Annotated in this window: 12 protein-coding genes; all 12 read left to right on the top strand. The window is 47.3% G+C overall.

The genetic code is table 11. From position 1 onward, the window contains the following. Positions 1-348: 348 nt before the first annotated feature. The 12 genes from GO816_RS10050 to GO816_RS09995 all read left to right on the top strand — a co-directional run bounded on the left by GO816_RS10050 (position 349) and on the right by GO816_RS09995 (position 13,898). Positions 349-720 (top strand): single-stranded DNA-binding protein, encoded by a 372-nt coding sequence (locus GO816_RS10050; protein WP_157541703.1) that lies wholly within the window; start codon positions 349-351, stop codon positions 718-720. A gap of 30 nt (positions 721-750) precedes the next feature. After that, complete coding sequence (locus GO816_RS10045) at positions 751-1,824, top strand: DUF932 domain-containing protein (RefSeq protein WP_157541702.1); 1,074 nt, start codon at positions 751-753, stop codon at positions 1,822-1,824. A gap of 4 nt (positions 1,825-1,828) precedes the next feature. Then, entirely contained in the window at positions 1,829-2,203 is a 375-nt protein-coding gene (locus tag GO816_RS10040) for a hypothetical protein (RefSeq protein ID WP_157541701.1), read from the top strand. Positions 2,204-2,459: 256 nt separating this feature from the next. Further along, entirely contained in the window at positions 2,460-2,717 is a 258-nt protein-coding gene (locus GO816_RS10035; protein ID WP_157541700.1) for a hypothetical protein, read from the top strand. Positions 2,718-2,996: 279 nt separating this feature from the next. Continuing rightward, positions 2,997-3,299, top strand: coding sequence for a hypothetical protein (locus tag GO816_RS10030; RefSeq protein ID WP_157541699.1), 303 nt, complete (start codon positions 2,997-2,999; stop codon positions 3,297-3,299). A 16-nt stretch (positions 3,300-3,315) separates the two neighbouring features. Then, a complete protein-coding gene (locus GO816_RS10025) occupies positions 3,316-3,735 on the top strand; it encodes a very short patch repair endonuclease (protein ID WP_157541698.1) in 420 nt (139 codons plus the stop codon). A 14-nt stretch (positions 3,736-3,749) separates the two neighbouring features. Continuing rightward, positions 3,750-5,387 (top strand): DNA cytosine methyltransferase, encoded by a 1,638-nt coding sequence (locus tag GO816_RS10020; protein ID WP_232336541.1) that lies wholly within the window; start codon positions 3,750-3,752, stop codon positions 5,385-5,387. Next, a complete protein-coding gene (locus GO816_RS10015; RefSeq protein ID WP_157541696.1) occupies positions 5,366-6,139 on the top strand; it encodes a DUF3883 domain-containing protein in 774 nt (257 codons plus the stop codon). Before GO816_RS10020 ends, GO816_RS10015 begins: the two co-directional genes overlap by 22 nt. Beyond that, positions 6,140-7,612, top strand: coding sequence for an ATP-binding protein (locus tag GO816_RS10010; RefSeq protein WP_157541694.1), 1,473 nt, complete (start codon positions 6,140-6,142; stop codon positions 7,610-7,612). Next, a complete protein-coding gene (locus GO816_RS10005; RefSeq protein ID WP_157541692.1) occupies positions 7,609-10,581 on the top strand; it encodes a Z1 domain-containing protein in 2,973 nt (990 codons plus the stop codon). Before GO816_RS10010 ends, GO816_RS10005 begins: the two co-directional genes overlap by 4 nt. Then, a complete protein-coding gene (locus tag GO816_RS10000) occupies positions 10,562-11,575 on the top strand; it encodes a PD-(D/E)XK motif protein (RefSeq protein WP_157541691.1) in 1,014 nt (337 codons plus the stop codon). Before GO816_RS10005 ends, GO816_RS10000 begins: the two co-directional genes overlap by 20 nt. Continuing rightward, complete coding sequence (locus tag GO816_RS09995) at positions 11,568-13,898, top strand: AIPR family protein (protein WP_157541689.1); 2,331 nt, start codon at positions 11,568-11,570, stop codon at positions 13,896-13,898. Before GO816_RS10000 ends, GO816_RS09995 begins: the two co-directional genes overlap by 8 nt. Positions 13,899-14,133 lie beyond the last annotated feature (235 nt).

Genomic DNA, 14,133 nt, shown 5'->3' with positions numbered 1-14,133 from the left:
TCAGATTTAACAAATGTCAGCGATGTTGCGCCAAAACGGTTCTTCTTATTTGGCAGACACTTACAGGGATTGCTGTAAATAAACTGACGCCTACGCTGTTTCCAAAGAAAACGGACAAAAGCGGCGTCAAGTTCGGTCAGCCGTTTCGTACGAACGCATAATGGCCTCCACGTTGTTCCGGCCACCCTCCGGGACTTATAGTTCTCCCGCTCCGCCTTTACGACCGCTCTTCTGACTTTCTTTTTTACCGTTTTTTCTTTTGAAAAACAGCTATCCGGGAGGGTCGCACAGGTAAAGGGGAAAGGAGAGTAGTTCATTTCATTTTTAACGACTTAAAATTTAAAGGTCATGGAGATCACAGGAAGACTGGTAGCAGATGCTGCCGTAAGGAACATCGAAGGGGACCGGACGGTCACTAATTTCAGGGTAGCGGTGAACCGTAAGTATGTATCGGGTGGTGAACAGAGAGAGGACACCACATTTATTGATTGCGCTTACTGGCGCTCCGATGCGGTAGCGCCTTACCTGACCAAAGGTTTACTGGTGCAGTTGTTCGGGCATATCAGCGCAAGACCGTGGGTAAACCGTGACGGGGAGCCGATGGCGAGCCTGAACTTTTACACGAACGAGATCAGGTTGCTTAGTGCTTCGCGAAAGGCAGATGCGGTAAAGGCGAAAAATAAAAAGGACAGGAAGAACCAGGCAGCACAAGGCAACTAAGCAATCAGTAAACATTTCAGATTTAAGATCATGGCACACAATATTTTTTATAACGGAGAGACAGAGAAACACAGCTTTTTCAGTGTAAAGGAAAAGGCATGGCACGGTTTGGGGCAGATCGTTGAAGACTGTCCGACAAGTGCGGAAGCGATCCGGTACGCGGGATTAGACTATTTTGTGGAGAAACGGCCTTTGTTTACCAATGGGGCGGCATTGGGGCTGGACAGCGTCGATACCGATCTGGCTTTTCCCTCTGTTGAAGTCCCCGGTTTTTACGCGACCGTACGCACGGATAATGACGCGGTTTTGGGTGTGGTCGGTAAAGATTACGCGGTGGTACAGAATGCGGACGCGTTCCAGTTTTTTGATGCCATCGTGGGCGGTGGCAGCGGGATCAGATACGAGACGGCCGGTGCGTTGGGAAGGGGAGAGCGGATATTTATTACTGCCAGGTTGCCGGAATACATCAAAGTGGGTAAGGAAGACTTGATCGAGCAGTATTTGTTTCTGACCACTTCCCATGATGGTTTTGGCAGTATCACCGCAGCCTTTACGCCGACTCGTATCGTGTGTAACAACACGCTCAACGCTGCCATGCGCAACCATACCAATGGGATCAAGATCAGGCATACCGCATCAGCAAACGACCGCTTAAAGCAGGCGCATACGCTGATGGGTATTTCGCATGTGATGGCGCAGGAGCTGGAGGAACTCTTTAATTACTGGACAAGGGTGCGCATCACTGATAAACAGGTGAAAAAGATGATACAAGTCGCTATGGCGCCCAATAAGGATGTATTGAACAACCTGGAACTGGGTTTATTGGATAAACTGTCAACCACCTATACCAATATCGTAGATAATGCCTTTGCCTATGCAATGGGCAACCCGACACAACAGATGGAAACGACCGCCGGCACGTTGTTCGGCGCGTACAATGCCATTACGGGTTACTACCAGAATGTGCGCAGCTTCAAGGATGGTGATGCTAAATTCAAGTCGATCATGGATGGTACCGCTAAACAGCGGGCGCAGGTCGCCTTTGATCTTTGCGGGAACTTTGCCCGTCAGGGTGCAGATGCGTTAAACATCTTTAAAAATTAACGTGATGCAACCCTTATCTATATTGAACAATGTGCAGAAAGCAAGGCTTTTGCACAGCCTGCTCAGCAGCGAGATACCCCGGTTTCTGGGGTATCTCCGGGAGTTGACCGAAACGGTTCTAAGCGATCAGGAACGCATTGCGGCGCAGTGGAAAGATCAGATGTTCGGCGTAGAAATGTGGTTCGAACTCGCGAGAGAAACGCAGAAGGTCATGGCCAGATATCCAAAAGACCTGCGCAAAAGTGCGCCGGTCTTCGCTGACCAGTTGTTCGGCGGGTTCATGGCCCTGTTTACCGTGCATGCATTACTGCAGTATACGGCGCAGGACAGGCAGGATGATCCCAGGTTTAAGCTGGCTGTCGGGCTTTTATTTGGCTGATCTGAAAGCGCGTTATAAATGTTTCGTCCACAGCGGTTGCTCTTATAAGCTTAGATCATCAAACAGTTAGCATATCGACAGAAGAAGTTTCAACCGCAGAGGAGGGCACGGATAAAGTACTTTTCTGCACACAGGTAAGCGCTGTTGATCCGTGCATGGAAACATTAATTAATATAGCCAGGAGCTGCCCGCATTGTAACCGGGTGGCCCAGGTATTAATCAATTACTTTAATTAGATTTGTAAATGGACTTGTCAATGATACCAGACCGGCCCGGACAGATCTGTAAAATGGTATCTGTTGTTCCTGATATAAAATCTGATCAGGTTTACATCATAGCTGAAGATCCTTCCGGTTTTGCTGACGACGAGGAGATCCTGGTTGTGAATCTGAGAGAGTTACAGCGTAACGTAAAGTATCCGGATGCCGCAGCGCGGGAGTCTGTCCGTAAAAATGAACTCGTAGTGATCAGCGAAAATCTCGAGAACTATATCAGATCGTGGAATGACCGCTGATCTGGACAAATAGTCAATTGTTAAATCATGAGCTTCCGGAGAAACACCGGCTGCTGCTGTAAGAATATCACCTAAATAGCCGAGGAAAATCTACTGTTTCGTTAATGCAATGGCCCCGGGAAGATATTCAGGAATGGCTGCTATGGATCATTCTGACAAAATTTACAGCGATGAACAGTCGTCTGTAGAGCCGAGGAATATCACGACAAGTGATGGAGAGATGGAGATTTTAATTTGTCAGGCCGATGACAACTGGATGCTCAGATAAAACCGAATATCATGATAACCGAAATTAAAGACTTACAGGACGTGGCTGCCTTTATGCATTGTCTTATTGAAGAAAGTGTAAATGCACACCCGGATGATAGTTTTTCGGATTATGTCCATATAGATACCGGGTTGCCGACCTATACAAACGAGGAGGCTGCTTTAAGAAACCGGTTAATGGAACAGGCTTTTGAAGTCTGTGAAGGCAATCACGCGGATATTTACAGTGTTATGCAGGAAATCTTTTTAAAGGAGACCGGGCTGGATACTTTCATCCCGCTGCCATCTGCGGTAATCCCCGATTCTGGCATCTGATTTGTCAGACTTTGGTATGGCCGATGTGCATTCTCCTGCTGTACGAAGTTTTAATATGTCCCGTATCAGGGGCAAAAATACCAGGCCGGAAATGCTGGTCAGGAGATTCCTGTTTTCTCAGGGGTTTCGTTATCGCCTTCATGATAAAAAGTTGCCCGGGAAACCGGATATCGTACTTCCCAGGTATCGTACGGTTATTTTTGTCCACGGTTGTTTCTGGCACGGGCATGACGGCTGCAGATATTTTGTTGTTCCGAAAACGAGAACCGAATGGTGGACTGAAAAGATCAACAGAAACATTGACAACGATCATAAATCGGTTGAATCGCTTAAACAGGCAGGCTGGCATGTTTTGAATGTATGGGAGTGCGATCTGAAAAAAGATAAGATCAGGGATACACTCACACGGCTTGTAAGGGATATAAGGCACATGTGATTTGCCGGATGTAAATGCACAAAAATGTCTTTGAATCTTCTTATCTTGTGCATTTATCTTATATGCCTTTCTCAGTTATTGATTTATTTGCAGGTCCGGGTGGTCTGGCCGAGGGTTTCAGTTCACTTGTGGATGAAAACAATCAGCGTGTATTTAAGATCCGGCTTTCAATCGAGAAAGATGCTCACGCTCACCAGACACTTACTTTGAGATCATTTTTGCGGCAGTTTCCAAAAGGGGAATTCCCGGAAGAATACTATCTGTTTCTTAAGGAAAAAACGGACATCAGAGACCTTTACAAGCAATATCCTGCTGAATATCACGAAGCTTCAAGAGAAGCGTGGCAGGCGACGCTCGGGCAGACTCCTGAAAAGGAAATTGACGGGCGCATCAGTGAATGTATTGGTAATGAAAAAAACTGGGTGCTGATCGGCGGGCCGCCATGTCAGGCTTATTCTATGGCCGGACGATCACGTGTCGGCGGAATATTTGAAGAAGATCATCGTGTACATCTCTATAAAGAGTATCTCCGTATTATCGCACGTCATCAGCCATCAGTGTTCGTAATGGAAAACGTAAAGGGACTGCTTTCCGCAGAACTGAACGGCGAAAAAATTTTCAGTAAAATTATTGAGGACTTGCGCAGACCCGGCCACGTGTTTCCCGGCTCTGAATCGCAGGATTACCGCATTTATTCGCTTGTGACCCATGATATCAGAAGTGATTCCGATTATCTGATAAAATCAGAAATGTATGGTATCCCCCAGAAGCGGCACCGCGTTATTCTGCTCGGTGTGCGGGGAGATATAGATATGAGCCCTGACATACTCAGAACAAAAAGAAAGACAGACCTGAAATCAGTGATCGGTGGTCTGCCACCGGTCAGAAGCGGATTGTACCGCGAATTTGTAAGCAGTGAGATCGTTCCTGACGGCACAGGTTTTAAAAAGAAAAGAGTTTATAAAAATCTTACTGATTCATATGCTGACTGGTCAGAAAGGGTTCTGAAATATACCGGAGAGCTTGTCAGCTCATTTGAAAAACAGAAGGTTGATGTGGATTTTAATCCTGTCTATCCACAGTCGACCGGTGAAGAGTATCTCAAAATCTCAACCGATACAATCTCACCGGCACATCCGCATTACAACTGGTATCATGACAGCAGGCTTGACGGCGTAGTTCACCATTCCTCCCGTGGCCATCTTACGCAGGATCTCAAACGTTATCTCTTTGCTTCACTTTACACCCGCATTTTTCACAAGTTTCCGCGGATGGCTGACTACCGGAAATTCGGCGAAGATCTCTTACCTGATCATGAGAATGCAGAATCGGGTAAGTTTAATGACCGTTTCCGGGTTCAGGTGCCGGATGAGCCTGCTACAACGGTTACCAGTCATATTTCCAAAGACGGACATTATTTTATTCATTATGATCCGGGACAATGCCGCAGTCTGACCGTCAGGGAAGCGGCACGGATTCAGACTTTTCCGGATAACTACTTTTTCTGTGGCAGCAGAACCCAGCAGTTTCACCAGGTTGGAAACGCTGTGCCTCCTATGCTCGCCGGACAGATCTCCGTAATTGTTTCAGATTTATTAAACCGGATCAATGCAAATCATCAGCTGGAGTTATGGACAACAGGAGAAAATTAGCATTGTATCCGGCGTATTACCTGGCGAGGTTTAATGAAGTTGCTTATGCCAGGCTTGGTTATGGCACAATGAATGAAACCCACAGAGCTATTGCCGAAATACTCGACGTCAAACAGACAACGCTGAAACAGATGCGTGACGAATTTGACCCGCTTTTTGGTAACCGGGCCGGCTGGTATCAGAAAAAAATGATTGTATCCCGTGAACTGGTTGCCAAAGCAATGGAGGGACTGGGAGAGAATGATGTTTTTGCAATTGTCACTGAAATACTCAACAGGGGGATACAGAATGCTGATTCGATCGCCGTACTTCTTGCTGTACCGGGTTCTTCGGACAGAAAGAAGTCTTCCCCTGTATTTGTACCGCGCGGGCCGACCGGCCGGAAGGCTGAAGAGATTTTCATGAAATGGTATGCTGTACATAAGCTCCCTGCAGCCGGCAGGCTGATCGATACCCGCGAGCTTGGCACGGGGTATGACTTTGAAATAGAAACAGAAAACAGCTCCCTTTTTGTTGAAGTCAAAGGTATCGGAGAGGCTGAAGGAGGGATCGGGTTCACCGGCAAGGAGTGGGAAACTGCTCTCCGGAACGGCGACAGCTATTATCTCGTAGTCGTAGCAGCAGTAAAAAGCGCAGAAAGAATTCTGCTGATTCAGAATCCGGCCTCAAAATTAAAACCTAAACAAAATATTATCACAACCATACAGGTAAACTGGAGTATCACATCCGGTCAGCTGTCAGCCTTCTATTAAATGGATTATAGTTTATTTGAAACCGAGCCTGCGGTGCCGGAAGCATCTTCAATGATTGAAACTTTCCGTGCTATAGGTTATACAATCGAGGCCGCAGTCGCGGATATTATCGATAATTCAGTATCCGCCGGTGCATCCGGTGTATGGGTGGACTTTGAATGGAAAGGAAATGATACATGGCTTTCCATAACAGACAACGGGACCGGTATGGACAGCGACGAACTGGTTCAGGCCATGCGTCCGGGAAGCAAAAATCCGCTTACTGAGCGTGGCGAAAAAGATCTCGGGCGGTTTGGCCTGGGCCTTAAAACAGCAAGCTTTTCACAATGCCGGAAGCTGACAGCCACCAGTCACCGTAAGAACGGGGAGCCGGCTATGTGGACTTGGGATCTTGATTTTGTCAGGGAAACCGGACGCTGGGAACTGCTTAAGTACCGGCCGGAGGACTCCGGAACAGACAGACTCACTCAGCTGGAGTCCGGCACGGCAATACTATGGAATGATATCGACAGGCTGGTTCAGCATTTCCGGAAAGACGATCAGGGCGCGCTGGAAAAATTCATGCATATCATGAATCAGGTCAAACGTCACCTTGCAATGGTTTTCCACCGCTTTATGGAATCCGGCAAACTGAAAATTTTTTTTCAGGACCGGCTCATTGAACCCTGGAATCCTTTTCTTCCAACTCATAAATTCACCCAGGCTCAGCCTGAGGAACATCTGCTGAACGGAAAAGTCTTCCTGAAAGGTTACGTTCTGCCTCACAAGTCGAAATTATCAGGAGACGAATTCCGGGCGGCTGAAGGGCCGCGCGGGTGGAATGAGCAGCAGGGGTTTTATATCTACCGTAATCAGCGCCTGCTGCTGGCCGGTGATTGGCTGGGTATGTACCGTAAAGAGGAACATTATAAACTGGCGCGTATTATGGTGGATATACCGAACAGTCTCGATGCACAATGGCAGATAGACATTAAAAAGTCCGTTGCCCGGCCGCCCCTGCTGCTCCGCGACCAGCTGAAAGCGTATGCCGGACAAATCAGGAATATTGCCGTCGAAGTTTACCGGCACCGGGGTAAAACGATTTCAAGATCGCCGGGACAGCCTTTCGTTCCCCTTTGGGCAGAGCACAAACGAGGCGATAAATGGTATTTTAAGATTAACAGAACGCACCCGTTAGTCGAAAAAGCAATGCAGGAAGCCTCAGAAAACCCGTCAAGGGCGGTTGACCTGCTGCTCAGATTTGTTGAAGAAACCGTTCCGGTGAAGTCAATTTACATCAGGGAAGCGGAGCAGCCGGAGCATCAGGGCTCTCCGTTCGACGGCGCTGCCGGCAATCCGGTCGGAGAAACACTTGAGCTGATTTTCAGAAATATCCTGTCGACCGGTACAGATAGCGATCAGGCAAAAAAAATACTGATCAACACAGAACCTTTCAACCACTACCCACACCTTATAGACCTTTTACAAGAATGATCAAACAAGCCGTAAAAACAGCATTGGTGATGATATCACGGATGCCAAGACCCCTTTCCGGGGAGGTCATCCGCTCAACAGCCGAAAAAGTCATACAGATTCTGCCGGTCGGCGCTGATGAACTTGCTGCAGAAATTAAAGATATACTCGACAATCCGGATTCCCTGGAAGAAGCACTGCGCTTTGCCAGAACCGATCTGCCTCTTACAGGTTCTATAGACGATGCACGCTTTGAAGAAGTAATAGATAACGTAGTCTGCAATCCGAGATTCGCCGGTCTTGGTCGTGATATTATCAGAGAGGAACTGATGTCCCTTTATAATATACGGATGGAGGATTTTAAGGTCCTTGAACGAAACCCAAAACCATGGGTTTACGAAAAAACAGCATCTATCCGGTGGAATTTCTGGAAAAGATACAGTGAATACCTGCTGGAGCAGAAAGGTATGCCGTCAGCAGTAGTCACCCAGACTGACCGGCTGACCTCACGTATTCTGGATGGTCTGTTTGATCCGGTGCTCCCGGGTGCAATCACCAAATACGGACTTGTTGTGGGGCAGGTTCAATCCGGAAAGACGTCGAATTATACCGGACTGATCAGCAAGGCTGCTGATGCCGGATTCAACCTGATCATTGTTCTTGCCGGAACACAGAACAGCCTCCGCAGCCAGACGCAGCTCCGGATTGACGAAGGATTTCTCGGATTCGACACGCAGTTTCAGAGAGCATTTGATACGGGGGAGCATACTATCGGTGCAGGAATCAACCGTCAGCGTCTTCCGGTACATTCTGTCACATCCAGCGCGAGCGGCGGTGATATCGGTGGCAGCACAACACTTACATTCCATACCAATGAGCCCATTATCGTTGTAGCTAAAAAAACAAAGCCCCGCCTGGAGAAACTCGTTAAATGGCTTTCAGCCCAGGCAGAACAGCGGCCCGACGGAAAACGCGTTATCCGTTCAAAGAAAATGCTGCTCATTGATGACGAAGCAGATCAGGCATCTATTAACACCAATAAGGAAGATGATCCTGCGACTACAACCAACCGCTTAATCCGGGACGTAATCGGTCTCTTCGAAAAATCAGGATACGTAGGCTATACGGCAACGCCTTTCGCCAATATCTTTATTCCTATCGAGGAGGATCAGCTTTTTCCCCGTGACTTTATCATAAACCTTCCCGCGCCGTCCAATTACATCGGACCTGACCGGGTCTTTGGCTTTTCTGTACTTGAAGATGACGGAGATTCTGATTCGGTTCTTCCTGTCGTGCGCCGTATCAACGATTATGATACATTTATACCAGACAAACACAAAAAAGCTGATCTGCCCATCTGGAAGACCAATGAGGCTGTCGAGCAGAATTACATAACTGATTTTCGGGGCAGAGCTCCTGAGTCGCTCAAAACTGCTGTCAAATCCTTTATCATTACTTGCGCTGTACGCCTGCTCAGGGGACAGTCAGCTGTTCATAATTCGATGCTCATACACATCACCCGTTTTCAGAACTGGCAGAAACTCGTTTTCCGGGTGGTCGATGAGTTGCTGTCTTACTACAAGCTGGGGATCGAACAGAACGTCCCGGAGATTATAAGCGAACTCCGTGCGGTTTTCGAAACAGACACTGATGGTAACAGATCTTATATAACAACCACCCGGACGATTCTTGCCAACGGTTTGGGTAAACTCGATCACCATATGCAGGTTCATTCATGGGAGGATGTCGTTGCCGTTTTACATGATGCCGCCTCCAGGATCCAGGTACGGGAAATCAACGGCGGTTCAAAGGATGTACTGGATTATTACGAACACAAAGGCGGACTGTCAGTGATTGCCATCGGGGGAGACAAACTTTCCCGCGGATTGACGCTCGAGGGTCTTTCAGTGAGCTATTATCTGAGAGCATCCCGCATGTACGATACACTCATGCAGATGGGCCGCTGGTTCGGATACCGGACGGGTTACACAGATCTGTGCCGGCTTTTTACCAGCCGGGATATCAACGAATGGTTCTGTCATATTACGCACGCCTCGGAAGAACTGCGTGATGAATTCGATTACATGTCCAATGTAGCCGGCGCGACACCTGAAAAATATGCGCTGAAAGTAAGAACGCATCCCGGGGTTCTGCAGATATCTGCATCGAATAAAATCCGGAAAGCGGTCGATATTACCATATCATGGGCAGGGCGTCTGATTGAGTCCTATGAGCTGTCCAAAAACAGGGATACCGTTCTCCGGAACCTTGAAATTACCACGGGTTTTATAGAGTCTCTTGGTAGCAGCTTCAATGTTAGAAAAGACAACTACCTGTGGAAGGATGTTTCTGCCGGAAAGGTGCTGGAATTTCTGCACGGGTTCAGACTCTCGGAGAACCTCCGGGCCGCTGATCCCTCAAATCTTATCCGTTTTATCAATCTCCAGCTCACCAACAAGGAACTTACGTCATGGAACGTGGCCCTTATATCAAAGAAAACCGCTGACCCGGACAAACATACAAGTATGATTGGTGGTGCCGTGAGTGCAGGCTGGTATCTGCGGACGGCAGATGCCATGAACACAACTTCCGAAAATTATTATCTGCGCAAGTCACACGTGATCAGTCCAAGAGATGAGTTCATAGATCTTGAAGATGCAGAATACCTGGAAGCGATGAAACGGACAACTGCAATGTGGATAGATAAAAACAAGGAAGGTGCTCCCCAGTATCCCAACGGAGAAATCGTACGTAACGAAATCCGCGATCCATCGACTTCGCTACTGATGATTTACCTGCTGGAACCGAAAGGAGCCTTCCTGAAAGACGAACCGGCAACATTCAGTGAACCGGTTGTTGCTTTTGCCATCAGCTTTCCGGGAAGCCGTTTTAATTCAGCGGTGTCATATAAGATTCCCGAACAATTGCTGCCCTATTTTGACCAGGATTTTGAATTCGAACAGGACGAAGATGATGACGATGACAATTAAGGAAATCTGGAGCCAGCAGGAAAACGATCCGAAATTTACCTCCGGCATTATGCTGAGGGGTTTTACAGGCGGAATCCTGCCTAATGTTTTCGTGGCACTCAGGTCGCCAGGGAAATACAGATGTCTCGCGGCCTCAGTCAGTAACGGACTGGCTCCGGACCTGACACCTTATAACGGACTCAGGGATCTGGAAGTTATACTGGAACCACATCCACGTGAAGCCGGACGTAATCTGCTGCTTTTTAAACTCACCAACCCTGACCATAATGATATCTTCGGAATACTTTGTGAAGACCTGATAAATTCCGCCCGCACGATAACGGCCGAACAAATGCTCGTACAGACAATGCTGAACCGGTTTGAGAACTGGAACGGCTTATTTAAAAAAGCCGCCGGTGACTGGCTTAAACCGGAATCACAGCGTGGGCTCTGGGGAGAACTTCACTTCCTGAGGCTCTTTCTTTTACATGGCGGGCCGGACCATTTCGGAAGGGTAAGTGCGTGGGTGGGCTGTGAAGGGCAGGTCCGGGATTTTCAGGCGGGGCTGTGCGCCGTTGAAGTAAAGACGACCAAAGGAAATAATCACGAGAGCGTACTTATAAATGGTGACCGCCAGCTGGATCCAACCCATCTCAGTAATCTTTTCCTCTTCCATATTTCACTGGAAGTATTGCAGGATGCAGGTGAAACGCTTCCGGCGCTGGTAGATGAAATACGACTGGCGCTTATTGCCAATGCGGCCGCCCTGAACAGATTCAACGCCAAACTGCTTTTTGGTGGCTATCGTGATGAAGACCGTGACCATTATACAGAAACCGGATATCTTATACGCGCTGCGGAATTCTATAAAGTAGAGGGGAACTTTCCAAGAATTCAGGAAAATGAATTGCGTTCCGGCATCGGGGATGTCGAGTATTCAGTCATGATTTCGTCCTGCCGGGATTATGTGGTAACTTCAGCAACAGTATTAAACAGCCTAGATCATCATGAGTAATTTATACGAAAGCGCCGGTATTAACCGGTTTTATTCCGAGGTATCACGTGAAGTCCGCTCGACCCAGCTGACCGGCGAAAACGGCGGTACACTCGAACAAACCTTCACCCAGTGGGCTCTTAACCTGCTTGGTGAATCGGGTGAAATCGAGAATGCCAGGCCGTCCTATGATGAAAAGGCCCTCGGAACGAAGAATCAGCATAAAATCAACGGATATGCGATATCCGAAAACTATGAAACCGTCGATCTCATCATAACTCTTTACAGAGGATATGACGAACCGCAGAAAATTGCACGTGAAGATGTCGATACCGCGGTAAAACGGATCACCAATTTCTTCCGTAAGGCTGTTTACAAGGATTATGCCGGTGAAATTGAGGAGGCCTCAGAAATATTCCAGTTTGCGCACACACTCAGCACTTCTTCTGACCTGCGGGAAAATCTGGTCCGGATTAACGCAATCATTATTACCGACGGTATTTACTCGGGTAAACCTCCTGCGCAGGCTAATATATCAGGTTATCCGGTCTTCGTCCGGATTGTAGACCTTGAATATTTATATAATATCAGTGTAAAGTCGCACATTCCGATCGAAATCAATTTCCGTGAAGACGGATTTGAGATTCCCTGTGTAGCTGCTCCGGGACCGGCCACCGAATACCAGTCCTATCTGGCCATTGTACCGGGCAATGCACTTGCTGTTATATACGAACGCTTTGGCGCACGTCTGCTGGAACAGAATGTAAGATCCTTTCTCCAGTTTTCCGGTAAAATAAATAACGGTATCCGTAAAACCATTATGACCGAGCCCCAGATGTTTCTTGCTTTTAATAACGGAATTGCTGCCACCGCTGAGGATGTCACGATAGCTGCCTCCGCAGATGGAAAAGGTCAGGTGATAGCCTCGGTAAAAGACCTGCAGATCGTTAATGGCGGACAGACAACCGCATCAATATACCACACACTTAAAAAGGATAAGGCAGATATTTCCGGCATTTACGTTCAGCTGAAACTTTCGCTTGTTACAAATAAGGACAATCTGGGCAGCATCGTTTCCCGTATCGCTGAATATGCCAATACGCAAAATAAAGTGTCTGTATCGGACCTGAGTTCCAACAAGCCTTTTCATGTGGAACTTGAAAAAATATCCCGTGCATTGTTCACACCGCACCATGATTCAAGATCTGTTCAGACCAGATGGTTTTATGAACGTGTCCGCGGGCAGTATAAAAATGCCCGGCTCAAGGATGGCTTCACAGATGCCAGAGCCAGAGCCTTCGATATTAAAAACCCGAAATTCCAGGTGTTCAGCAAAGAAGACATTGCCAAGTACGAGAATGCCTACGGGGAGAAATATACCGGACGTACCCTCGCCGCAGGTCCCTGGACCGTTGTGAGAGGTAATCAGAAAAACTACGTTCAGTTCATGGCTGTAGCCACAGCAGTACCGGACAATATCTTTTTCGAGGATCTTGTTGCAAAAGCAATTATTTTCAGGGCAGCCGAAAAAATATATGGTACTAAACCGAACGCAATCGGAGATATGCGCTATATAACAGTTCCCTATGCAATCGGATGGCTGGCTCATAAAACAAATTATCAGCTTGATTTATTCAAAATATGGAAAGAGCAGCAGATTTCAGAGAACCTTTCTGAAACACTGTATGATCTGATGAGTAATATTGATTCATGGATAAGAGTCAATGCTCCCGGTTCGCTTTATGGAGAATGGGCAAAAAAGGAAGACTGCTGGAATCAGCTTAAAAACATCGATTTTAAAATTGACCTTTCTTCACTGAAAGGCGACTTCGCGGACAAAAGATCCGGTCAGCGAAAGAAGATTTCCGAAGATGAGGCCGCACAGATATTAATTGCGGAAGATACAGAGCGCCTGCGTTCGGTACCTCCCGCTATATGGCGTAAAATTGATGACTGGGGCAAAGCAACAGGAAATCTTTCGCTTCAGCAGCAGGACCATTGCTTTAACCTGGTCGGGCGGATTCGCAATAACAAACTCCTAACAGATACTGAGCGTCTGGCCGGCATCCGTATTCTTGAAATCGTCACAGAACGGGCACCCGAAATCCTTTATACGGATGACCCTGATGAAGCTGCCGGAAAAAGTTCAGAGGAGGATATCAATGTCACTCTTGAACTGCTTGGGAAAGTACTTGCATGGGATCGTAGAGCTAAAAAGCTTCAGGGTTATGAATATCAGTTTATGAACGATCTGGTGACGGAGAAAAAATCCCTGACGGACCATAATAAACGTATTGCGCTTCTTAATATTAAAAAAGCCATCCGCTGTGGGTTTACCCTGTAATCATCCGTGCTTGATTTATTACCACAGAGAAGCAATTCCTTGCATTTACATACAACCTTCTTTTCATGAATGCCTGACACGAAAGTTTAGCCAAATCTGATTGTATCCGTCAGGGTGTAATCACATTTGGCTAAGTCTTATACCTCGCATGTATAGAACCCGATAAAACCAGATCTGCTAAACAGAATAAAGCGATTTTCTGTTCAACGGTTCAGTTCCCGGCTAAGCAGCATAA

This window comes from Mucilaginibacter aquatilis (genome assembly GCF_009755275.1).
GTDB lineage: Bacteria > Bacteroidota > Bacteroidia > Sphingobacteriales > Sphingobacteriaceae > Mucilaginibacter > Mucilaginibacter aquatilis.
Note: the sequence above shows the minus strand (reverse complement) of the source record. Positions and strands in the feature narration are given on the sequence as shown.